Origin of the sequence: Neisseria musculi (genome assembly GCF_014297595.2) — a bacterium.
GTDB classification, from domain to species: domain Bacteria; phylum Pseudomonadota; class Gammaproteobacteria; order Burkholderiales; family Neisseriaceae; genus Neisseria; species Neisseria musculi.
Genome location: NZ_CP060414.2, coordinates 1,777,813 through 1,799,992, shown reverse-complemented (window position 1 = coordinate 1,799,992; position 22,180 = coordinate 1,777,813). Strand labels below are relative to the sequence as shown.

At 53.4% G+C, this 22,180-nt stretch carries 25 protein-coding genes and 1 pseudogene; 7 read left to right on the top strand and 19 right to left on the bottom strand.

Annotated features, from left to right (window positions below; translation table 11 throughout):
* Positions 1-20: 20 nt before the first annotated feature.
* The 15 genes and pseudogenes from H7A79_RS09415 to H7A79_RS09345 form a co-directional block, all read right to left on the bottom strand.
* Positions 21-698: an HAD family hydrolase gene (locus tag H7A79_RS09415; RefSeq protein WP_135034906.1), complete on the bottom strand. Its 678-nt coding sequence runs from the start codon at positions 696-698 to the stop codon at positions 21-23.
* Positions 691-1,653, bottom strand: a complete 963-nt coding sequence (locus H7A79_RS09410) for an ATP-grasp domain-containing protein (RefSeq protein WP_187000074.1) — start codon at positions 1,651-1,653, stop codon at positions 691-693. The genes H7A79_RS09415 and H7A79_RS09410 overlap by 8 nt, the downstream gene beginning before the upstream one ends.
* Positions 1,640-2,257: a sugar transferase gene (locus H7A79_RS09405; RefSeq protein ID WP_246407854.1), complete on the bottom strand. Its 618-nt coding sequence runs from the start codon at positions 2,255-2,257 to the stop codon at positions 1,640-1,642. Before H7A79_RS09405 ends, H7A79_RS09410 begins: the two co-directional genes overlap by 14 nt.
* 1 nt (position 2,258) lies before the next feature.
* Positions 2,259-3,431 (bottom strand): glycosyltransferase, encoded by a 1,173-nt coding sequence (locus tag H7A79_RS09400; RefSeq protein ID WP_187000073.1) that lies wholly within the window; start codon positions 3,429-3,431, stop codon positions 2,259-2,261.
* Between the two features lie 9 nt (positions 3,432-3,440).
* Entirely contained in the window at positions 3,441-4,511 is a 1,071-nt protein-coding gene (locus H7A79_RS09395) for a glycosyltransferase (protein WP_187000072.1), read from the bottom strand.
* Positions 4,508-5,595, bottom strand: a pseudogene (locus tag H7A79_RS09390) (glycosyltransferase family 4 protein). The gene H7A79_RS09395 and the pseudogene H7A79_RS09390 overlap by 4 nt, the downstream one beginning before the upstream one ends.
* 1 nt (position 5,596) lies before the next feature.
* Positions 5,597-6,835, bottom strand: coding sequence for an O-antigen ligase family protein (locus tag H7A79_RS09385; protein ID WP_343060873.1), 1,239 nt, complete (start codon positions 6,833-6,835; stop codon positions 5,597-5,599).
* Between the two features lie 73 nt (positions 6,836-6,908).
* Positions 6,909-8,078: a glycosyltransferase gene (locus tag H7A79_RS09380; RefSeq protein WP_187000071.1), complete on the bottom strand. Its 1,170-nt coding sequence runs from the start codon at positions 8,076-8,078 to the stop codon at positions 6,909-6,911.
* Positions 8,079-8,115: 37 nt separating this feature from the next.
* Complete coding sequence (locus H7A79_RS09375; protein WP_187000070.1) at positions 8,116-9,534, bottom strand: lipopolysaccharide biosynthesis protein; 1,419 nt, start codon at positions 9,532-9,534, stop codon at positions 8,116-8,118.
* Between the two features lie 172 nt (positions 9,535-9,706).
* Positions 9,707-9,829, bottom strand: a complete 123-nt coding sequence (locus H7A79_RS09370; protein ID WP_255518802.1) for a hypothetical protein — start codon at positions 9,827-9,829, stop codon at positions 9,707-9,709.
* Positions 9,826-10,908, bottom strand: a complete 1,083-nt coding sequence (locus H7A79_RS09365; RefSeq protein WP_187000069.1) for a DegT/DnrJ/EryC1/StrS family aminotransferase — start codon at positions 10,906-10,908, stop codon at positions 9,826-9,828. The genes H7A79_RS09370 and H7A79_RS09365 overlap by 4 nt, the downstream gene beginning before the upstream one ends.
* Before the next feature lie 30 nt (positions 10,909-10,938).
* A complete protein-coding gene (locus H7A79_RS09360) occupies positions 10,939-11,520 on the bottom strand; it encodes an acyltransferase (protein ID WP_135034887.1) in 582 nt (193 codons plus the stop codon).
* Positions 11,517-12,557, bottom strand: coding sequence for a glycerol-3-phosphate dehydrogenase/oxidase (locus H7A79_RS09355; protein ID WP_135034885.1), 1,041 nt, complete (start codon positions 12,555-12,557; stop codon positions 11,517-11,519). Before H7A79_RS09355 ends, H7A79_RS09360 begins: the two co-directional genes overlap by 4 nt.
* 15 nt (positions 12,558-12,572) lie before the next feature.
* On the bottom strand, positions 12,573-13,625 hold the full coding sequence (locus tag H7A79_RS09350; protein ID WP_187001679.1) for a Gfo/Idh/MocA family protein: 1,053 nt from the start codon (positions 13,623-13,625) through the stop codon (positions 12,573-12,575).
* A gap of 291 nt (positions 13,626-13,916) precedes the next feature.
* Complete coding sequence (locus H7A79_RS09345; protein ID WP_187000068.1) at positions 13,917-15,221, bottom strand: nucleotide sugar dehydrogenase; 1,305 nt, start codon at positions 15,219-15,221, stop codon at positions 13,917-13,919.
* On the opposite strand from H7A79_RS09345, the gene H7A79_RS09340 reads away from it, so the two are divergent.
* On the top strand, positions 15,220-15,453 hold the full coding sequence (locus H7A79_RS09340) for a hypothetical protein (RefSeq protein WP_187000067.1): 234 nt from the start codon (positions 15,220-15,222) through the stop codon (positions 15,451-15,453). The genes H7A79_RS09345 and H7A79_RS09340 overlap by 2 nt on opposite strands.
* Before the next feature lie 179 nt (positions 15,454-15,632).
* Here H7A79_RS09340 and ribD read toward each other — a convergent pair whose 3' ends face one another.
* The 4 genes from ribD to H7A79_RS09320 all read right to left on the bottom strand — a co-directional run bounded on the left by ribD (position 15,633) and on the right by H7A79_RS09320 (position 19,462).
* Positions 15,633-16,727 carry a bifunctional diaminohydroxyphosphoribosylaminopyrimidine deaminase/5-amino-6-(5-phosphoribosylamino)uracil reductase RibD gene (gene ribD, locus H7A79_RS09335; RefSeq protein ID WP_135034354.1) on the bottom strand — a complete coding sequence of 365 codons (1,095 nt, stop codon included), beginning with the start codon at positions 16,725-16,727 and terminating at the stop codon, positions 15,633-15,635.
* A 147-nt stretch (positions 16,728-16,874) separates the two neighbouring features.
* Positions 16,875-17,435 carry a cytochrome C gene (locus tag H7A79_RS09330; RefSeq protein ID WP_187000066.1) on the bottom strand — a complete coding sequence of 187 codons (561 nt, stop codon included), beginning with the start codon at positions 17,433-17,435 and terminating at the stop codon, positions 16,875-16,877.
* Positions 17,436-17,494: 59 nt separating this feature from the next.
* The gene (gene nrdR, locus H7A79_RS09325; protein ID WP_135034356.1) at positions 17,495-17,962 is read right to left on the bottom strand and encodes a transcriptional regulator NrdR; all 468 of its coding nucleotides are present in this window, start codon (positions 17,960-17,962) and stop codon (positions 17,495-17,497) included.
* Between the two features lie 177 nt (positions 17,963-18,139).
* A complete protein-coding gene (locus tag H7A79_RS09320; RefSeq protein ID WP_187000065.1) occupies positions 18,140-19,462 on the bottom strand; it encodes a TolC family protein in 1,323 nt (440 codons plus the stop codon).
* Between the two features lie 421 nt (positions 19,463-19,883).
* On the opposite strand from H7A79_RS09320, the gene H7A79_RS09315 reads away from it, so the two are divergent.
* The 6 genes from H7A79_RS09315 to H7A79_RS09290 all read left to right on the top strand — a co-directional run bounded on the left by H7A79_RS09315 (position 19,884) and on the right by H7A79_RS09290 (position 21,946).
* Positions 19,884-20,057: a hypothetical protein gene (locus H7A79_RS09315; RefSeq protein WP_187000064.1), complete on the top strand. Its 174-nt coding sequence runs from the start codon at positions 19,884-19,886 to the stop codon at positions 20,055-20,057.
* Between the two features lie 350 nt (positions 20,058-20,407).
* Positions 20,408-20,674, top strand: a complete 267-nt coding sequence (locus H7A79_RS09310; protein ID WP_187000063.1) for a Blp family class II bacteriocin — start codon at positions 20,408-20,410, stop codon at positions 20,672-20,674.
* Positions 20,659-21,072 carry a hypothetical protein gene (locus H7A79_RS09305; RefSeq protein WP_187000062.1) on the top strand — a complete coding sequence of 138 codons (414 nt, stop codon included), beginning with the start codon at positions 20,659-20,661 and terminating at the stop codon, positions 21,070-21,072. The genes H7A79_RS09310 and H7A79_RS09305 overlap by 16 nt, the downstream gene beginning before the upstream one ends.
* Positions 21,073-21,085: 13 nt before the next feature.
* The gene (locus H7A79_RS09300) at positions 21,086-21,271 is read left to right on the top strand and encodes a hypothetical protein (RefSeq protein ID WP_187000061.1); all 186 of its coding nucleotides are present in this window, start codon (positions 21,086-21,088) and stop codon (positions 21,269-21,271) included.
* Between the two features lie 86 nt (positions 21,272-21,357).
* The gene (locus H7A79_RS09295) at positions 21,358-21,549 is read left to right on the top strand and encodes a hypothetical protein (RefSeq protein WP_187000060.1); all 192 of its coding nucleotides are present in this window, start codon (positions 21,358-21,360) and stop codon (positions 21,547-21,549) included.
* A 289-nt stretch (positions 21,550-21,838) separates the two neighbouring features.
* On the top strand, positions 21,839-21,946 hold the full coding sequence (locus tag H7A79_RS09290) for a bacteriocin (protein WP_187000059.1): 108 nt from the start codon (positions 21,839-21,841) through the stop codon (positions 21,944-21,946).
* Positions 21,947-22,180 lie beyond the last annotated feature (234 nt).

Below are 22,180 nucleotides of genomic sequence, written 5' to 3'. Positions count from 1 at the left end.
GGGTGTATTTACAATCGGGCTTACGCCGCGATCAGATTTGCCAGGCTGCCGATATTGTCCAGCCAGAGGGCGGGTTGGCTGGCGGCATCGAAATCCTGCGGGCGGTGGCGGTGGATATGGTGCGCCTGCGGCAGAATGCCGATAGTGAGCCAGCCCAAACGGTTGGGGGCGAGAAAATCTTTTTTGGTGTTGTCGCCCACATAAATGCAGGTTTTGCCCGGGTAGGCCGCTTCAACGGCGAGAAAGCGGCGGGCATCGGGCTTTTCGCTTTGCCAAGCCTCGGAAATCATGATGTGTTCGAAGGCATCGAGCAGCCCCAGCGCGGAGAGCTTGCGGCGCTGGCTGAGGCTGCGGCCGTCTGAAATCAGCACGCGGGCGGCAAACGGCTGCATCAGCTGCTTCAGTTTTTCAGACGGCATACAGCCGGTTAAGTTCGGCCGGTGCAGCCGGTATACCCACAACAGCGACTGTTTTTCGCTGTCGTTGAAGCCGCAGAAGGCGCAAAGCTGCTCGAGCCAGCGGCTGCTTTCGGGATCGGTTTGCGCCATCAGGCCCTCTGCGGTGTGCTGCGGGTAAAGCTCGGCAATGTGGCGGCACACGGCTTCGATGCCGGAGCGTTTGTAGTGCTGTTCGGCATAGAGGGTGTCATCGAGATCCAATACCAACACGGTTTGGGCGGGGCGGATGGGTTTATTCATGTACCAATACTTTCGCATCGTAGCGCAGCATAATCAGGTTGTTTTCCCATTGGTCGAAAAACGGAATTGCGCCGCCGTAGAGGTATTCGCTTATCAGCCAGCCGGGGTAGTTGCCGCCGGCGGCATAGGTGAGCGGAAAGCCGCCGCCGAAGCGGGGGTTGATTTCGATGCCGTAAAGCGTGCTGCCGTTGTAGAAAAACTGGGCGGTGATACAGCCGCGCGCGCCTTCGAGATGCGCCATTTTGCCGGCCAGCAGGGTGTAAAGGCCGTTGCGGCGGGTGGCACCCTTGCTCACTTCGCCGGAGCGCACTTCAAGCCTTTCGCGCGGCACGGCGCATTTCAGACGGCCTGAGCGGTCGTAATACAGGTCAACGGTGAATTCGGTAAATTTGTTGGTGATGTCGATGTATTGGCAGAAGATGGTTTTCGGGTCTTTGAGCAAATCGTAAGACAAATCTTCGGCGGTGTGGATATATTTCGCGCCTATGCTGCGGCTGCCGTCATAAGGTTTGGCAAAGCAGGGGAAGGTGAGGTTTTCGCGCCCGTAGATTTCGGGGGTGGCGATGCCGCAGCGTTCAAACAGGCCGGCGGTGGCGCGTTTGTCGCGGCAGAGGGCCACCAGTTCGGAATCTGAAACAACAATATGAATGCCCGCTTCTTCAAAGCGGCTGCGGGCATCGGCGAGCTTTTGCAGCTCCGTGTCGATGGTGGGGATAATCAGGCCGATGCCCTGTTGCCGCGCCAAATCGAAAATGTTGTCGATATAGTTTGCGGCGGCAATCGGCGGCACGCTGAATGCGCCGTCTGCCGCGTGGCAGGCGGGAGACATGCGGGGGTTGAGGTCGGTAGCAAGCACTTGGATGCCGTCTGAAAACCGGGCGGCTTCGGTTTGGAAATTCTGCACCAACTCTACGCGGCGGCCGGCGGATAAAATGAGTATGTTATTTTTTTTCATGATGGTTGTTTCCCGTGAAATAAGGCATGGTGGCTTCGCCTTCGGCAGAAATACCTTCCCGTACAAACACTTTTTTAACGGTCAGGCATAAAATTTTGATATCCAGCCAAAAGCTGTGGTTGTCGATATACCATACATCATATTTGAATTTGTCGTCCCACGAAATGGCGTTGCGCCCGTTTACCTGCGCCCAGCCGGTGATGCCGGGCTTCATTTCGTGGCGGCGGTATTGGAATGCGTTATACAGCGGAAGGTAGTGCATCAGCAGCGGGCGCGGGCCGACCAGGCTCATGTCGCCTTTGAGCACGTTCCACAATTCGGGCAGCTCATCGAGGCTGGTGGCGCGCAGCTTTCTGCCGAACGGGGTGAGCCGTTCGCTGTCGGGAAGCGGCTTGCCGCTTGCATCGGCTGCATCGCGCATGGAGCGGAATTTAATCATTTTAAACGGTTTGCCGTTTCTGCCCGGCCGCTCCTGGGTGAAAAACACCGGCGATCCGAGGTTTTTGCGTATCAGATAAACCAACACTAAAAACACGGGCGCAAGCAGAACCAGCGCGGCGGCTGAGGCGGCAATGTCGAAAAGGCGTTTTATCAGCATATTCATGTTATCGGCTTCCTAATTCTTCCACCAGGCGGACAATTTTCTGATAGGCCATGCTGCGTTTGAAACGGTGCATGATTGCTTCGCTGTTTACCGGATCGTTTTTGCGTTGCAGGATTCGGCGGGCGGCGGCAACAAAGCCCTCCACATCGCCCGAGCGGTAGTTTTCGTGCGGCAGTAGGGTGAGGATTTCGTTGGTTTCGCTGCCTTGCTGGCTGTTCAATACCGGCTTGCCCAGTGCCATATAGTCGGAAAGTTTGTTGGTTACCGACTGCATGGCGTATGAGTGGATGGGATTGACGGCGATATCGCAGCTTTTGGCCACCGACATCATTTCGGCGTAGGGGATATAGCCGTAAAACTTCACCGCTTCGGATTCGTATTGTTTGAGTTTTTCCAAATCGGGGCCGCCGCCCATGATGTGCAGCTCGATGCTTTTGTCGGTTTGCGCCAGCCGGTTGATGCCTTGGCACACGGTTTGCATATCGTAGCTGTAGCTTAAGGTGCCCAAATAAAAGAAGCGCGTTTTGCCGCCGTGAAACGGGCGGGGTTCGGCTTTGGCGAGTTTGTCGTAGTCGGCGCCGATATAGACCACTTCACCGGGCGCGCGGGGATTGGCTTCTTGGGCGCGTGCCAGATAGGTTTGCGACACGGCCACCAGGGCATCGGCAGCGGCATAGGCAGCGTTGGCGCGTGAGGCAAACGGCAGCAGGTTGTGTGGGATTTTTTTCAGCGCGGGGATAACCGATGAAAACGATTCCGGCCAAACGTCCTGCACATCGATAATCAGTTTGTAGCCCAAACGCGCTTTGTGCCTGCCCAGCAGGATATTGGTGGCAATCAGCGGGTAGGCGGAATACACAATATCCTGCCTGCCGGGCCGGCATTGCCCGAGCCATTGCTCAAAGTGTTTCACGAACACGCGGTGGCTCTGCACGCGCGCAAGCGACACGTTTTGAGTGTAGCCGCTTTCATTCAGCAGCAGCACGTTCAGACGGCCTGTTGAGGCATTTGCGGCATCTTCCGGCCGTCTGAAAGATTTGTCGTAATGCCTGAAGTTGCTGGTAATCAGCAACACATCGTGTTCTTGCGACAACAGTTCGGCAAGATACCAGAAACGGTTGAAGTGCGGCTCGGAGGGCAGGGAGCAATAGGGGGCGACAATGGTAATGTTCATGATTCTGCCTCACATACGGTAGGCCGCCATCGTGGCGCGGTAGATTTCTTCATCGGAACACAGGGCTTCAACGTGCTGCCTGAGGGCTTTGCCCATGCGTGTGCGCAAGGCCGGGTCGCGAACCAGTTTTTCTACGGCATCGGCAAATTTTTCCTGGTCGCGCAAGGGGGTGCAGAAACCGGTTTCGCCATGAATAATCATCTCGGGAATGCCGATAACGCCATAGCTGACTACGGCGGTTTCGTATATGCCGGCTTCTAAAATATTGTTGCCGACACCGGCGCCGTGATCGCCTTCACAGTTGAGTGTATTGAGCAAAATGTCGATTTCTTGAAAATAGGCGTTTAAGTCGCGTATGCCGCCGAGAAAGGCAATTTTGTCGGCAATGCCCAAATCTTGAGCCTGCTGTTTCAGCCGGCCTTCTTCTTCGCCGATTCCGGCGATGTGCAGGCGCACGTTCAACCCCCTGTCGGTTAGGATTTTGAATACATCGAGCGTCAAATCCACTGCGCGCACTTTGTCCAAGCGCGAGAGCGTGCCGAGCACCACTTGGCTGCGTTCGGTTTTCTGCGGGCTGCCGTTTGGTTTGGGCAGGGCGTTGTAGGTGTAGCTGATGCGCGAAGCGGGAAAGCCGTGGCGGATGAGCTTGGCCTGCTCGTGTTTGCAGTTGCCGATGATATAAACGCCGAGCGTGTCGAACAGCTTGGCAATTTTCGGGTAGGTTTCGGGGTCAAGGCCGCGGGCGTGGTAGAACACTTTGGTTTTCGGTGATGCCAGTTTGGCGGCAGCGGCACAGGCGGGAACAATCCGCGCCATTTGGCAGTGCACGATATCGGGTTTTTCCTGCGCCAGCAGTTTGGTATAGGCCAGTGCGGCTTTCAGATAACCGGTTTTTCCGCTTTGGTAGAAATCGATAGGGCGCCAGGAAATCCCCAAATCTTTAGTATCCTGCACCAGGGGGCCGTCTGAAGAGGCCAGAATAACATGGTGGCCGTGTTGGTGGAGCAGGCGGGCCAAACGGAAGGTGGCGTTTTCTGTGCCGCCCAAACCGCTCATGGAAGAGGTTAGAATGATTTTCATCGGTTGTTCTCCATTTGGTAGGCTTTCATGGTGGTGCGGTAGATTTCTTCATCGGAACACAGTGATGTGACACGCTGGTGCAGCGCTTTGCCCATGCGGGTGCGTAAATCCGGGTTGTAAACCAGCGTTTCCACTGCTTCAACGAAAGCGGCACTGTCGCCGGTGGCAATGCAGTAGCCGTTTTCTCCGTTGGTCACGATTTCCGACACGCCCGACATATTGTAGGTTACAACCGGTGTGTTATAGAGTGCGGCCTCCAAAACATTGTTGCCCACGCCGGCACCGTAGTCGCCCTGAAAAAACGGTGTGCTGACCAAGATATCCACTTCTCTGAAAAAAGCGCCCAAATCATGAATGCCGCCGAGAAAGGTAACTTTGCCGGCAATGCCCAACCGGTGTGCTTGGGCTTTGAGGTTGCCGGCCTCTTCGCCGTTGCCGGCCACCAAGAGCCTGACGGGCAGGCTGCGTTCGTTTACCAGCGTTTTGAAAATATCCAACATCAGATGCACGGCGCGGTGTTTGTCCAAGCGCGACAATGTGCCTAAAACCACATGGTCTTTAACGGTTTTTTCAGGCACCGATTCTACTTTGTGCAAAGCATTATAGGTGTAGGTGATGCGGTTTGCCGGAAAGCCGTAGCGGATGATTTTGTCGCGCTCGGTTTTGCAGTTGGCAATAATGTTGACCCCCAGCCTGTCGAACCATGAGGCGATTTTCGGATAAGTTTCCGCGCGCAGGCCGCGGGCGTGGTAAAACACCTTGGTTTCGGGTGAAACCAGTTTGGCGGCAATGGTGCAGGCCGGCACGATGCGCGCCATTTGGCAGTGTATGATGTCGGGCCGCTCGCGTTTGAGCATTTTGGCAAATGCCCACATGCTTTTCAGATGGCCGGTTTTTCCGCCGCTGTAAAAATCGATGGGATACCAGCCGATACCCAAATTGCGGGCCTGCTCTATCAAGGGGCCGTTTGAAGAAGCCAACACGACGGGGTGGCCGTATCGGCGCAGCAGCCGGCCTAGCGGAAAGTGGCGTTTTCGGTGCCGCCCAAACCGCTCATCGAAGTGGCTAAAACGATTTTTTCCATGTTATTGCCTGTTTGCTGCGCTGTAGGGTCGGTATCGGTATGGTGGGGCATGGGCGGGGGTAAAACGGTAAACAGTATCAATCAAAATCAAAATGCAGGGCAGCCAGATAAAAGGCAGGCGCAGAATCGAAGAGGGGATAAAGCCGCCAATTAAAAAAACTACCATGCAGAACAAGCCGAAAAAGCGCTGTCTGTTATCCAAGCGGGCGGAAATCAGTGCTGCCGTATAGGCCGCCACATATCCGGCAAACCCTAACAGCGATATGACGCCGAAACCCAGATAAAGCTCGATAATGAAACTGTGGGGGTTGTTGAACCCCAAACTGCCGCTGAGATGGCCGCCGAAATATTCCTGGAAGTTTTTGGGGCCGTAGCCGGTGATCAGCAAAGGCGGGTGGTTCCAGAAATAGTGGTAAATTTCCTGCCGGTAGGATACGGAGTTGTCGCTTTCCAAATCAAATAAAAACAAATAAAGGCGTGAGGAAATGTTTTCTAAAAACGGATTGCCGTAAAGCGAGAGCAGAAATTCTTTAATCCATTCGGTAGGAACGGAATACAGGCCGACAGCCGCCAGAAAAACGGCAATAAACGTTATCAAGGCATTGCCGCGATACATCAGGTTGCCCAAAAACAGCAGCAGATAAAGCATGGTGGCCGTGCGCGAGGCGCTGATGATGATGATAAAGCCCAGCAACAGAAACAGCAGCCAACCGGTAAGCGTGTCTTTGGAAGAGCGGCTTTGCAGGTTGAAAAAAAACAGCACGGCAGGGGCAAAACACAACGCGGTGGTGCCCAAGTTGTTGGGGTTGAAAAACAAACCTTTGATAACGCCCGATTCCAGCGCGATAACTTCATCGCCCTTCACCAGCGGTATGCCCGCAAGCAGTTCAAACACGGGCGGCACAGAGATAAACAAAGTCATCACCAAAATCAGCCTGCGTATGAATTGCAGCCTGTTTGGGTGGTGCAGCAAAATGGATTGCAGCAGATAGAAAAAGCAGGGAACCGTTATAAAAAACGTTAAATCTGCATAGTTGGAAGCGGTAAGCGATGAGATAAAAAAGTGTATCGAAGCCCATCCGGCCATGACGGCCAGGCTCAAGAGTGTGAAAGCAATGGTACTGTTGAAGCGTTTGTTTTCAAAAAATGCAATCATCAGCGTGGAAAGCACAAACACCATCGACAACGGGTTGTCTATGCGCGGAACGCCCGCCAAAAACGACAGCATGGGCCCTGCCATATAGGCGCAAAGCATGCCGTATATCATAAAAATATAAAGATTCTGGCTTTTGATTTTCATATCGGCCGTCTGCCTAAACTGGGGTTGCCGGTAAGATTCGGCGGTATTCTTCGGTAATTTGCGATACCACGCTCTTTTCGCTGAATTCTTTCAGGCAGTTGTTCCGAAGCGTTGCCGCATCGTAGCGGCTGCGGTTTTCATAGATATCGATTAAAGCCTGAGTGAGTGCCTGCACATTTTCTTTGGGCACCAGCAGGCCGTTTTCAGGGGTAACGATGGATTCGGGGCCGCCGCAGCGGGTGGCAACCACCGGCAAACCCTGTGAGAGTGCCTCAATATAAACCACGCCGAACGTTTCATTGCGGCTGGCCAGCACGAAAGCGTCAGAGCGGCGCATCAAATCCAACACTTCATCATATTTCAGTGCGCCGAGAAAAGTAACGGCATTTTGCAGGCCGAGCTTTTCGGACAAGGCGTGCAATTCTGCATCGGCCATACCCGTGCCGCCGATTTGCAGTTTGAGGCCGGGGTGTGTTTTCAGGGCTTGGGCAAAAGCCGGCAGCAGAATATCGAAGCCTTTATTGAAATTCAGGTGGGCAACCGAGCAGAAAGTAAAATGGTTGCCGCGCGGTTTTTCGGCGGGGTTAAAAGGCGCGGCAGCCTTGGCCGACAGCATATTGGGAATATATTTCCAATCCAAACCCCGGTATTCGGTGCGCAGCAGTCCGCAAAAGTGTTTGCTGACCGCGATGCGGCCGGCACAGGCGGCAGCAGAGCGGTGCATGGCGGCCCATTGCCAATCGTGAATCAGTTTTCGCGCATAAGTCGAGCTGTGTTCGGTTATCACAAAAGGAATGCCGGTTTCACTGTGGATTTCATAAGCCAATATGCCGCCGAAGTTCATGGCGTGGGCGTGGATAATGTCCGGCCGCCCATGCTCGCGCACATAACGCTCAAACAGTTTTTTGCCTGCCTTAACCCAGCGGGCACGATCCGGCGGCAGGCGCGGAAAGAAATACATACTTTTATACACATAAGTCGGTATTGCTTCTTCAATATAACTGCGTATACCGTAGCCGCCGGTCAAGATGGTTTTGGTGCGGCGCAGCGAACGGAAAAGCGGCGCGATAACGCCCACCTGCAAACCGGAACGCTGCAAAGCCTGCGCCTGCTGGCGGAAAAAAATACCGTCAACATCTTCAGCGGTGGCAGGATACCAGGAAGGTATGATTAAAACATGCATAGGGCGTTACCTTGTTATTGTTCCAGTGTGTTTACAGCTATTTTTTCAGACGGCCTTTCACCTTCGCCGCCAAAGAGCCGATGGCGGCACGGTGTTTCCGATATAGGGCGGTCAATGCAGCCAGCCAGAGCAGGGCAAAAATATAATAATTGCTGCTGTTGCCGCTGTAAGTGTAGGCCAGGCACACGGCCAAACAGGCCGACACGGTGCCGTAGATTCCGGCGCGCGGCAGCGGCAGCCACAGCCGTGCCGAAGCCTCGCTTTTCAACACCGAAAATACCCAAAAAGCCACAGCGGTAGATATGGCCGCACCTTTGGCACCCAGCGCAGGTGCCAACACATATAAAAGCGCGGCATTTACCAGCAGGGCGGTGAGCGAAAACACCGTAACCAACCAAGTTTTTCTGCTCACGTTGATGCCGATGCCGGTTACTTCGGTTAAGGTGTAAAGCAGCGGAAACAGCATACTCGAGAGCAGGATAAACTGCACGGGTGCGTATTTCTCGGGCAATACCCAAGTAACCAGCGGCGAAAAAATCCCCACGATGCAGATGAGCGCGGCTACCAAATCGGCCATGGTGGCGGCAATGCCGCCTATTTTATCCAAGTGGGTGTTTTCGTTCACCCATCTGAACACCATCGGCGCCCAAATCACTGAAAAAATATTCTGAACAATCAGCGCCGCCGCGCCGAAACTCACCGCCATCGAATAGATGCCCAATTCCGATAATCCGGCCAATTCTTTCAGCAGAAAGCGGTCTATCGAAGTGAAGCCCCAATAGGCCAACCCGCCCAAAGCCAGCGGCACACCGTAACGGAGGCTTTCTTTCAATTGCTGCGTGGAAAACGGCGCGGCGGCGGCGGCCTTCAACTCGCGGCGCGTCTGCCAAAGCAGCACAACGATGGTAACGGCCTGAGCCAAAACATAGGCCAGTATCAGCGTGAAGGTGCCGGTGGGCAGGCCGGCGGCCACATAAACCAGCACCAACACCAAAATCAACACTTTGGGCGAGAGCTGGCCGAGCGAAAAAGCGAAAGCCTTATCCTGCATCCGCAAAATCAGCAGCAGATAACGCGAAAACACCGTGCCGGCCAAAAACATCAAACACAGCAGCCCTAAAGTGCCATCGCTGATTGCCAATATTATTTCAGACGGCCATGCCGTGCGTTGCCATGCCAAACCGCCGCACACTATCAAAGTGATGAGCAGCGGCAGCGAAAGAATGGCTTTAAGCAGGGCGGCCTTATCGGCGGCAGCGTGGTATTCGCGCACATACGATTGGTCCAAGCCCAAGCCGGCCAATGTCAGCATCAGCGAGGCAACGGTTTGCAGCAGCACCGTGCGGCCGATGTCTTCGGCGGGGTAATACCAGGAAATCAGCGGCAGCGAAACGATGCCGACAGCGGCTCCGCCGATGGGCCCCAGCGCATAGCCCAGTAATGTTCGTGCATTCATCAAAAATCCTGATGATTGTAAACTGCCGTTTGCACGGCAGCACCTGTTTTACCGCCGGTTTCAAGCCGGTTTGCGTATTTTATCAGGCCGTCTGAATATACCGTGCGGCCTGAAACCTGTCTGTAACGCGTGCGGCCGTCTGAAACGGCTTCGCAGGGGCTTGTGGAAGTTTTTATAACAACCGTGCTTGCTTTTTTAAGGCTTTCAGACGGCCTGCAGGATTGGTTTGCGCATTACGGCGGTTGTTGAAAGCAAAGCTGTCCTCATGGGTTTGCAGGCCGTCTGAAACCGTCAAACGGCGGCTTTGAGTGCTTCGGCCACCCGGCGCACCTGCGCTTCGGTCAGATAGGGGTGCATGGGCAGGCTCATCACTTCTGCGGCGGCTTGGTCGCCCACGGGCAGCACGGCATCATCATCGGCCACGGCGGGCTGTTTGTTGAGCGGAATCGGATAATGCACGGCGGTGGGTATGCCTGCTGCCTGCAAGGCCGTCTGAACGGCATCGCGGTTTTTCACGCGCACGGTGTATTGCGCGTAGGCACTTTGGTTGTGGGCTTCGATAAACGGCGCGGCAATGCCGGCTTCGGCAAGGGCGGCAGCATACCAGGCGGCAGCCTGCCGGCGTAGCTGCATTTCTTCTTCAAAAATAGCCAGCTTGGGCAGCAAAACGGCGGCCTGCAAGGTGTCGAGACGGCTGTTTACGCCCACGCGGATATGGTGGTAGCGGCGGTCTTGGCCGTGGCGGGCAATCTGGCGGATAACGGTTGCCAGCCCTTCATCGTTGGTAAACACCGCGCCGCCGTCGCCGTAGCAGCCCAGCGGTTTGCTGGGGAAAAAGCTGGTGCAGGCGATGGTGGTGAGATTGCAGGATCTGCGCCCTTTATAGCTTGCGCCGAAACTCTGTGCCGCGTCTTCAATCACGGGCAGGCCGTGCCGGGCGGCGATTTCGTTGATGGTGTCGAAGTCGGCGCATTGGCCGTAGAGCGAAACGGGGATAATGGCGCGGGTGCGCGGGGTAACGGCGGCTTCGATTTTGGCGGGGTTGATGTTGTAGGTGTCTGCATCGATATCCACATAAACCGGCTTTGCGCCCAGCAGTGCCACGGTTTCGGCGGTGGCGATGTAGGTGAAGCCGGGGGTGATGACTTCGTCGCCCGCACCCACGCCCAGCGCCATCAGCGCAATTTGCAGCGCATCGGTGCCGTTGGCGGTGCTGATGCAGTATTTCGCGCCGCAATAGGCGGCCAGCTTTTCTTCGAGTTCGGCCACTTCGGGGCCGAGGATATATTGGCCGTGGGCCAGCACTTTTTGAATATTGGCATCGATTTGCGGCTTGATGCGCGCCTGTTGCGCGGCAAGGTCGATAAACTGCATGGTGTTTTCTTTCGCGTGTTGGAATCCGGGTTATTCTGATTTGCTCAAGCGGCCGTCTGAAAGGGTATAAACGGCACCGGTGTGGGGGCAGACGGCGCGGCCGCTGCCGTTTACGGGCAGGTTGAGCCGCTCGCCGTATTCGCTCATCCAGCCGGTTTGGCGGGCGGGCACGCCCATCATCAGCGCATAATCGGGCACATCCCGGTTTACCACCGCGCCTGCGCCGATAAAGGCAAAGCGGCCGATGGTAACGCCGCACACAACGGTGCAGTTGGCGCCCAGGGTTGCGCCTTTCTTCACCAGGGTGTCGCGGTATTCGCTTTTGCGCTCGATCAGCGAGCGCGGGTTATAGACATTGGTAAACACCATGCTGGGGCCGCAGAACACGCCTTCTTCGAGATAAACATTGTCGTAAACCGAAACATTGTTTTGGATTTTGCAGTTGTCGCCGATTTTCACGCGGTTGCCCACAAACACGTTTTGCCCGAGCGAGCAGTTTTGGCCGATTTCGGCGCCGCCGCAGATGTGCACGAAATGCCAGATGCGGCAGCCTGCGCCGATTTTTGCGCCTTCATCGATGATGGCGCTGGGGTGTGCGGTGTAGTGGCTCATTTCAATAACTCCTGTAGCGCGGCTTCTCCCTGAAGCTGCGCGGTGGTCCATTTGCCGCCGTAGATGTGCAGCACGTTGCCCACGCGCTCGAATGCCCATTCGCGGGTGGCATTGCTGGGGTCGGCGGCACTTTTAATCAGCGGGCGCACGCCCGAAAAGCTGCCGCTGATGTCGTTTGCGGTGAGTTTTTCGCTGTGGTAGGCATTGTAGGCGGCCAAAAGGTAGGCGGTTTCGGTTTCAGACGGCCTTTGCGCATCAGGGTGGCTTTGGCGCACTTCGGTGGTGCCGATAAGCGTTTTGCCTTGATAGGGCAGCACAAAGAAAATCCGTTTTTCCTGCGGCACCGGCAGCATCAGCGCCTGCGGTTGGAAGCGGTCGATAAAGATGTGGCTGCCGCGCACCCAGTCGATAGCGTAGGCGGGGGTGCCGCCCTGAAGGCTGCGCAGCGCCATCGCCCACGGGCCGGCGGCGTTGGCGATGCGTTCAAATTCTGCCAGTTGGCCGAAACTTTCGATTTTGTGGTGCTCGGCCACGCTCACGCCCAGGCGGCGGCATTGCTCCACTACCCGCTGCCCCAGCGCGTAATCGTCCATTTGTGCATCGTAAAACGAAAATGCGCCTTTGAGGCCGTCTGAAAGCAGGGTAGGGCAGCGCGCCAGTGTTTCGGCTTTGCCGAGCCATGCGCTGTACGGAAAGCCGCTGCCGGCGGCCAAAAAGTCGTAAAGCCGGGTGCCGATGCCGACCTGCCACTTGGGGCGGCCGCGCCGGGCATAAATGGGAAACAGCAATTCCAGCGGCCTGCATAAATCGGGGGCGTGTTTCAGCCAGAAACGGCGCGCGTGCAGGGCTTTTTTCACCAGCGCAAACTGGCCGGTTTCCAGGTAGCGCAGGCCGCCGTGGAGCAGCTTGGAAGACGAGCGGCTGGTGTGCGCCATTGCGGTGTCCTGCTCAAAGAGCGTAACGCTGTGGCCTTGTTTGGCGGCCGCCCAGGCGGTGCACGCGCCGATGATGCCTGCGCCGGCTACGGCGATTTTCATATCCGGACGGCCTTGTCAGTAAACCAAAGGCAGCGACACGGTTTTGTTGTCGCGCGCGGAAAGATAGGCGGCAATCAAGAGCTCGAGCGATTTCAAACCTTCGCGGCCGTCTGTAACCGGCTCGGCTTCTCCGCGCATCACATCGATCACGTTTTTATAATAGAGCGGGTGGCCGAAGCCGTAAACCGAAGTGGTTTCGTAGTTGGCGGCTTTTACCTGCTCATCGTAGCCGCGCGTGTCGGCAAAGTTCCATTCTTGGATTTCGTTAACCGCCACGCCGCCGATGCGCACGGTGCCGGTTTCGCCCAAAATGGTAATCGAGCCTTCGAGGTTTTTGGGGTAGGTGCACATGGTAACGGCCATCGAGCCGAGCGCGCCGTTGCGCCAGCGGATGTTGACCACGCCGGTGTCTTCGGTTTCGATGTCGCGGTGGGTGGAAATCATCGCCTGCACGTCTTGAACCGGGCCGATGAGCCATTCCATCAGATCGACATAATGGCTGGCCTGGTTCATAAACGCGCCGCCGTCAAATTCCCAAGTGCCGCGCCAGCCGCCGCCCTGGTCGTAATATTCCTGCGGGCGCGTCCAAAACACATTCAGGTGCACCATGCAGATTTTGCCGAAGCGTTTTTCTTCTACGGCGCGTTTGAGCAGTTGCAAAGTGGCGTTGAGGCGGTTTTGTTTTACCACAAACAGCCGTTTGCCTGCTTTGTCGGCTGCTTTCACCATGCGCTCGCCATCGTGAAGGCGGGTGGCCATCGGTTTTTCGGTAACCACATGGAAACCGGCTTCCAGAGCCTGTACGGCCTGTTCGGGGTGCTGGCCGGAGGGGGTGGTGAGCACGATGATGTCGGCATCGGTGGCAGCCAGCATTTCGGTGTAGGAGGCGTAGCCTTTGGCGCCGGTGCGCGATATGGCTTTTTGCAGGTTTTCAGGGTCGGTGTCGCACACGGCCACCACTTCGCAATCGTCTTTCAGGGTTTCGAACGAGCCGAAATGGTTGTTGGAAATGCGGCCGCAGCCGGCCAGCGCAAATTTGATTTTTCGGTTTTTGATGGTTTCGTACATCGGGCTTAATCCTGTGTTCATCCTGTTTGGCGTGAATCCGCTTGACTGCCGTTATGGCGTCGCTGTGCTTTGGCTCGGGGAGCGCGGTTTTTTAACTGTTTGGGCGGCAACAGCGCCGGCTTCCTATTGTTTGGGCTGTTTGTATCTGATTCAGACTGTTTTTTGCCTGCTGCCTACGCCGAAAATAGGGGGAATGAAGTGAATCCACTATAGGAGGCCGTCTGAAAAATGAATGGAGCCATAAAATGATGCTGTTCAAAACAAGCCTTTTCAGACGGCCTCTCTCCGGGTTTATGCTTTCACAACATTGGCGGCTTTGCCCTGGTATTTGCCGCGGGTGTCGATAATCAGCTTGGCGTGCTGTTTGAGCAGGGCATAGTCGAATTTGTCGTGGTCGGTGGCCAACACTACGCAGTCGAATTTTGCGATGTTTTCAGCTGTTAAGGGCTCGCTTTTCAGGTCGAATGTGTGTTCGCGCATTTTGGGGAACACGGGCACGTGCGGGTCGCTGTACGACACTTCCGCGCCCAAGCCGCGCAAAAGTTCCATCACTTCGACCGAGGGGCTCTCGCGCATATCGTCTACGTTTTTCTTGTAGGCGATGCCCAAAACCAGAATTTTGCTGCCTTTGATGGAGCGGTTGTGGTCGTTGAGCGCGAGCGCGGTTTTGTTGACCACATATTCGGGCATGGCCGAGTTTACTTCGCCCGCCAATTCGATGAAGCGGGTGTTCACGCCGTATTCGCGCGCTTTCCAGGTTAAATAGAAGGGGTCGATGGGAATGCAGTGACCGCCCAAGCCGGGGCCGGGGTAGTAGGCCACGAAGCCGAACGGTTTGGTGGCGGCGGCGGCAATCACTTCGTGAATGTCGATATCCATTTTGTCGGCCACGATTTTCATCTCGTTCACCAGGCCGATATTGACGGCGCGGTGGATGTTTTCCAGCAGCTTGGTCAGCTCGGCTGCTTTGGTGGAGCTTACCGGCACCACTTTGTCGATGGCCGGTTGGTAAAGCGCGATGCCCACTTCCAAGCAGGCAGGGGTGTGGCCGCCGATCACTTTCGGAATGGTGCGGGTTTCAAAATCGGGGTTGCCCGGATCTTCGCGCTCGGGCGAATACACCAAGAATACGTTTTCGCCCACTTTCAGGCCGCCTTCTTCCACGCGCGGCAACAACTCTTCTTCGGTGGTGCCCGGGTAGGTGGTGGATTCCAGCGACAACACCTGGCCGGCGCGCAGATAAGGTTTTACGGCATCGGTGGTGTCGATAACAAAGCTCATATCCGGCTCGCGGTATTTGTTGAGCGGGGTGGGCACGCACAGAATGACCGCTTCCACTTCGCCGATGCGCGAGAAATCGGTGGTGGCTTCAAACAGGCTGCCGGCGGCAGCGGCGATTTTGCCGGCGGGAATATGCTCGATATAGCTCTCGCCGTTGTTGAGTTTGCGCACTTTTTCGCCGTCTATGTCGAAGCCCAACACTTGATAGCCGATGTCCACATAACGCAGCATCAGCGGCAGGCCGACATAACCCAAGCCGACAATGCCGATTTTGGCTGATTTGTCGGCAAATTTCTCTATGGTGGTATTTTTCATGGAAGATTCTCTGAGTAAATGGACAGGGAAAGAAAGATTTTACAAAAGAAAGATTTTACAAATGCATATTATTATGACTGTTTACAGCGGCGGCGGTTTCGTTAGAGTACGGGTGCAGGGCGGGATTTACACAAAACCAACAAAACAGGAGGGGCGGGTGCATGGGGCGGGGCGGCAGAAAATGCCGCCTGCGGCGCAACGAGGCGGCGCGGGGCGGTATTTGCATATGTGATAAATATTTGAATAGATATTGCAAAAGGATAAACTGCTTCGGAAAGGCAGGGGCCGTTTGATTCGGTTGCGGGCAGCCCGCCTGATTGAAGCAGCCGGCAGGGTTTACAAAAATTTTCGCCGCTTCGGCAGCAAAAGCGCAGTTTGAGTGATATTGCAGAATATTTACAATAAAATAAGTTATTTTTGCAAAACCCATTTGATGTCTTGGCCGCAAGGCTCCAGCAGCGTGGTTTTCCAGCTTGGCTGCGCGGCGAGCATCTGTGGGTTTTCTTTGATTGAAAACAAACCTTTACCTTGCCCGCCCAAAATTTTGGGCGATTGGTAGCACACGATTTCGTCTATCAGGCCGGCTTCGATGAATGCGCCTGCCAGGGTGGCGCCGGCCTCCACCATCACTTCGCCGAACCCCCGCTCTGCCAGCAGAGCCAGCAGGCTGTGGAGGTTGATGCGCCCGTTGAGTTCAGATGGCCTTAGAATTTGCAGATGCTGGTGGTTTGTGTATTTTTGTAAAGATTTCGGTTGGTTATTTAAAGTGGCGATAAGGGTGGGGCTGCCGCCGTCCTGCACCACGCGGCTTTCGAGCGGGGTTTTCAGACGGCTGTCGAGCACCACGCGGGCAGGCTGGCGCAGGGTGGGGAAAGCGCGCACATTCAATTGCGGATTATCCGCCAAAATAGTGCCTGCCCCCGTTATCACGGCGCAGCTCTCGGCGCGCAATATCTGAACATCGGCGCGGGCTTCGGGGCCGGTAATCCATTGGCTGCGGCCGTCTGAAAGCGCGGTTTTGCCATCAAGGCTTGCCGCACATTTGAGGCGAACAAACGGCCTGCCGCGTTCGATACGCGAAAGAAAGCCGCGGTTGAGCGCGCGCGCTTCGGTTTCGAGCAGGCCGCATTGTACTGCTATGCCTGCTTCGCGCAGCCTTGCCAAGCCTTGCCCTGCCACTTGGGGATTAGGGTCGGACATGGCGGCGACCACGCGTGTTACGCCTGCCTGAATTAGTGCTTCGGCGCAGGGCGGGGTGCGGCCGTGGTGGCTGCAGGGCTCCAGCGTAACATAGGCGGCGGCACCGCGAGCCATTTCACCGGCCTGGCGTAGGGCGTGCACTTCGGCATGGGGTTCGCCCGCGCGCACATGGAAACCCTGCCCCACGATTTGTGTGCCGTGTGCCACCACGCAGCCCACGCGCGGATTGGGCGAAGTGGAAAAACGCCCTTGGCGGGCAAGCGCAAGGGCGGTGTGCATCATGGCGGTGTCGTTTGCGTCAAACATTTTTCAGACGGCCTCGGTTGTAAGGGGGGAATCTCAGGCCGTCTGAAAGCAGGCGGTATATCTGCGAAACGGTTTTCTTGCGGCAGTGCTACATTTTGTCGAAGTGTTTTGCCGTTGCGTTTGCGGTTTCAGACGGCTCAAATGGCGTTATTTCGTTAAATTCACTTCTTTCAGCACGGCGGCCAAATCTTCGCGGCCGGCGGTGTTGCTCAAAGCGCACACGTTATAGAGGGCGGCAGTTTCGTAAATGGCGATGCAGTTTTCGTGCAACTGCGTATCGGCGCTGTTTTGGGTGAAGCGGTAGTTCATGCGCGTGTCGGTGGCGGCGCCGGTTTGCACTTGGCTCAGAGATTTGTCGGCATGAAGTGCGGCTTTCAGGTTGGCGAAGTAGGTTGCGGCATCGGTTTTGGGGGTGCCGAGATTGGCAACATAAATCGTGATGCCGCTGGATTCATCGCGCTGCAGCAGCGTGAGTTCTCCGGTATCAACGCCATTGGGCAGATCGCCGCCCGAGGCATCGGCAAAATGGCTGCCCTGAATCACGATGCTGATTTTGCCATCGCTGCCGGTGAGGGTTTGCACGGCATCGGCATCGGAGGCTGCGGATACCTGCGCGCTGTCGGCAGGCACGGAAGTTTCGGCTTTTTGACCGCAGGCGCATAACCCCAACAGGGCGGCGGCAGCCAAAGCAAAAGCATAGGGTTTCATCAAATCAGGTTCCGTAAGTGGGGTAAAAAAACGGTTGGCAGTATATCAAACTTAAAGGCTTAACGCTTGCCTGCACTCTCTTGGGGCAGGGTGGCGATGGCCTGGGTGAATTCCGACACGTCGTTGAAACTTTTATACACCGAGGCAAAGCGCACATAGGCCACTTGGTCGATTTTTGCCAATTCTTCCATCGCCATTTCGCCCACCAGTTGCGAAGACACTTCTTTATGGCCCAGGCGGTAAAGACGCTGTTCGATAAGGGCGACGGTGTCGTCTATGGTTTCATCGTCTATCGGGCGTTTGTGCAGCGCGCGCTCCAGGCTGGTGCGCAGTTTGTGGGGGTTGAACGGCACGCGGCTGCCGGTGCTTTTGATGATTTGCGGCATACGCATTTCGATGGTTTCGAAGGTGCCGAAGCGCTGACCGCAGGCAGGGCAGCGGCGGCGGCGGCGGATGCTGTTGCTTTCCTCTAAAAGCCGCGAGTCGGTAACCTGGGTGTTGGAGTGGTGGCAAAAAGGGCATTTCATATGCGTTGCACGGCTGGTGGTGGTTGGAGCGATTGTAGCGTAAACACACTCTTGCCGCATAGTTTGTAAGGTTTTTTCGGTTTTGCAGGCAAAAAGACAAGAGTTGTATTTATATTCATAAGTCTGCCTGAAAATAAATGGAAAGATGGGTAATAGTTAAGATTATAACTTTTAAATTTAAAACAGCATTGTGCCTACTTTGCTTATTTTCTCTTCGTCCCCCAACACTCCGGCGTTTTGCAGCAATTGCAAATAAGCCTGGATATAGGTGTATTTGGCTTCGGCAAGTTTCTGTTCTGCATCGGCTTTTTCCTGCTGTGCTTGGGTTTCTTCCAAATTGTTACGAACTCCTACCTGCCGTCCCAGTTGGGTGGCTTCCAGTTTGGCGCGGTTGGTTTCCAAAAGGCGTTGTTGGGCAAGCGTTTGGATTTTACTGCTGCGGGTGGTTTGATAAGCCTGCCTTACTGCTAACCGTATTTTGCGTTCGGTGGCGGTGAGCAGGTCTTTATTCTGCATTTCCCGTGAGGCGGCTTCGCGAATCTGGCTGGAAATTTTACCGCCGCTAAATAGCGGCACGCTCAGTTGTACATTAAGCATACCGCCTTTGCTGCGGTAGTCTACATCAAAGTTGTTACCGAAATAATCTTGGGTGCGGTAAGTGTTGTAGTTGTCTTGATAACCACCGTTAACAGTTAGTGTGGGCAGGCGGCTGCCTTTGGCGGCCTTTAACGCTTGGGTTGCATCGTCCAGCGTTTTGCGCTGCAACTGCCATTCTGGATTGTGCAGTTCGGCCAAAGCCTGCCATTCCTGCTCTTGCGTTTCGCCGATCAAATCGAATAAAGCCTTATCGTTTTTCACCGGGCTGATTGAGCCGGGATCCAAGCCGGTGAGATTGGTCAAAGTGTTTTCAGCCACTTGCAATTGGGTCATGGTATCGATTTCTTTTGCCAGAGCCGCATCGTATCCTGATTTGGCCTCATGGGTATCCAAAATGGTGGCTGCACCTTGTTTAAACATTTCCTGCGCCCGCTCAAGCTGGCGGGCATAAGCAGCTTTTTCATCATTGATGGCCGCGAGTTTGTCTTTATTCAGCAAAATATCGAAATAGGCTTTCGCCACATCCATTCTCAATTGGTCTTCCTTGCCGTCTAAGCGTGAATCTGCCATTTCGGCAGCAATCTTGCCTTGCTTATATTGAGCAAAGCGCGTTCTATCGAACAAAACCTGCGTGGCTTGCACGTTCCAGCCGTAGCTTTTGGTTGTGGACGAAAGAGAATAGGGCTGTCGTTGGTAGCTTGCATTGGCATTAACTTGCGGCAGAAGCGCTGCCCGTGCCTGATTTTTCTTCTCCGATTCCGCATCGCGCTCGTGTTTGGCAGCGGAATAATCGGCGGAATAATCCAGAGCGGCCCGCCAGGCATCCAGCAGTGTAAAAGCGTTGGCAACAGGTGCGATAAACGCAAGCGAAAAAATCAACGGCAGGGGTTTTAATTTCGGCATAGGAATTAATGATTATGGAATACGAGCAAATATTTTAGAGCATTTTCTCTCGAAATAGTTCAATTTTTTCGGGTAATCTAAATGTAATACGAAGGATTGAATATGTAACTCAGTTCAAATTTAATAAAAAATATATTTTTTAGAAAATAATTTACAAGTTTTCGGTTTTACATTTACATGGGATTGCCCGCATGTCGTATCGCCCGTCATGCTGTGATTTAAACTATAAATCATTGTTGATTATATATTCTGTTGTATTTTTATTATTTCTTCGACATGTAAATTAATTGATTTTCTTTTTGCAGAAACTAAAAAAATCTAACGAACAAAGTCAAACAAAAATCATCATACAAACCAAGGCATCTGATTAACGGGTTGCCTGTTTTTTGATTTTTAATACTTTATTTTTAAGGAGATGATTATGAAAAAGCTGAACCAACATGAAATGGAACAAGTAGCCGGCGGTTACAACTTTGATGATTTCCGCAAAGACTGGAAAGACTTTTGGGGAGAAATCGGCAACGGTTTTTCAGAAGCTGGTAACAATCTGAGCGATGCTTGGAAAAACGCCCGTGATGCTGTACGTAATAATTGATTTGATAAACGATAGGATGTGTGATTATAGGGTACGCCACAATATCTGAATCCTGATACCGCGTGTACGGCTGTGTCTTACATTCTGCGTTGACTTGCTTATGGATGGGAACGATTATGACTAAAACCATTCTCTTGGTATGTATGTATCTTTTTATTGCCTTTACCGTAGCAACACCGTTAGCCTGGCTTTATGAGTCTTTTACCGATGGGTTTGCATGGAAAAGCACGGTAGTTTTTTCAGTATCGTTTCTGACATTCTTAGGATTTAGTTTCTTTTCATATTGGGCTATCTGTCATTATCTTAAATTGTAGTCAATTTAAATTGTAGTCAATTATAGGAGGTTTGAAATGCCAACATTAACTTTAAACAATATGCATGAATTATCTTTGTCTGAGCTTGATATTGTTTCAGGTGGCGGCAGATGGACAGATGCAATCGGTAGTGCGGCTAACGGTGCTGGTGCGGGAGCTGCTGTTGGCGCAGCCGGCGGAGGAGCAATAGGCTTTTTTACCGGCGGACCCGCAGGCGCAGGCGTAGGTGCAACAGTAGGTGGTATAGGCTTCGGAGCCCTAGGTGCCATCGGAGGTTTTGTTGCTGGTTGGAACGACTGGTAAGCCAAAAAGAGATCAGCTTCCGTTGTAGAACGGAAGCTGATTGCCGGCTTGGTAACAAGAGTTTATCCCATGAATTTTTATGGAAAATGCCGGCTCCCGCCAATTCGTTTGCACAAAATATCTATGGCGATCTTTTTTATTTTTATCGGTATGGTTTTTATTATGCCGACATTTTACCGCTTATTTTGAAATTGACTCTGTTGCAGCTATGGGGCGTTTTGCCGTTCCGTTTTGCTCGTTGTTTGCAACGATTGCTGTTTCTGCTGTGTTTACTTTGTTTTCAGCCAAACTTCACGGGCGGTATTCAAAACCTGCACCATAACAAACAAGGCCGTTTTTTGGAGAGTGTTTGTGATGAAACAATTAAATTGGCAAATCCGGTTTGGATATTTAACTAACTAGAAGGAGATTATGATGAAAGAGCTTATTCGAAATGATGAAATCAGCCAAGTTGCAGGCGGATTGGTTTCCCTATCCTATCCGCCATCATTATTAGATTGGCTGGACAAACTGCCGATTATTATCAGAAACCCGCGTATTCCCCCGGGGCGGGAAATTCCTTTGCCAAGACCGATTCCCAGGCCGGAATTGATGTAGGTATTGATAAATTTAGAGACTGTTTGAAACTATGTTATTTAGATGTAGGCGGCTTCATATTCAAGCAGATGGAAAGGAGTTTGATAATGAAGGAATTGAAAAAATCCGAAGAATGTTACATATCGGGCGGCGGAGTGGTGTTTTTCCGCAGCATCGCCGACGGCAATGTAGTAGACAGTCCGAACAGGCAGGATTTGCTGAGCGGTAAAGTAAAGCTTTCCACACCCACCGGAGGCAGCAATATCACTACTTTGGCGTTTAAGCATTCGCGGTATTGATAATTTAATTTATTTTAGAAAAGAGGCTATTTATTAAAGAGTTGAATGTGAGAGAGCTCAAGAATGTAACCGGCGGAACCAATCTCTTTTCATGGGAGAACATTTTGCGTTTGCAGAAGCAAAATCTGATTTTCCCATGGTGGTTAAGATAGCATCGGCCAAGGGAGTTTATCCTTAAAGCAAATAAATTTTTCTATTTGAAATAGCCGCTGCTATTGTTAGTGTATTGTTACTGTTAGAGCAGCAATTTTTAATATTTCTTTCACAGTCTTTATTTAGGAGTATCGACATGAAAATATTGAATCAAAATGAATTGAACCAAGTATCAGGAGGCCGCTTTCTTCCCCTTCCTCCCCCGGGTTTTTGGAAATGGAAAAGATTTGCTTGGAGCCGGTAAGAGAAATTTCGGGCTTGGCAAAATATTTGCCCAAACAGCATTTTCAAAGAATTGAAAGGAGCATTTAAATGAGAGAAATCAGTAGAAAAGATCTGGTAAAGGCAGCAGGCGGAATTGGGGAAGGCGGGTGTGTTCCCAAAATACGCTGGCCTTGGTAGCCTTCTCTTTGTTTCTAACTGTACAGGCCGTCTGAAAACCTTTTCAGACGGCCTGTATATTTTATAACCGGATATA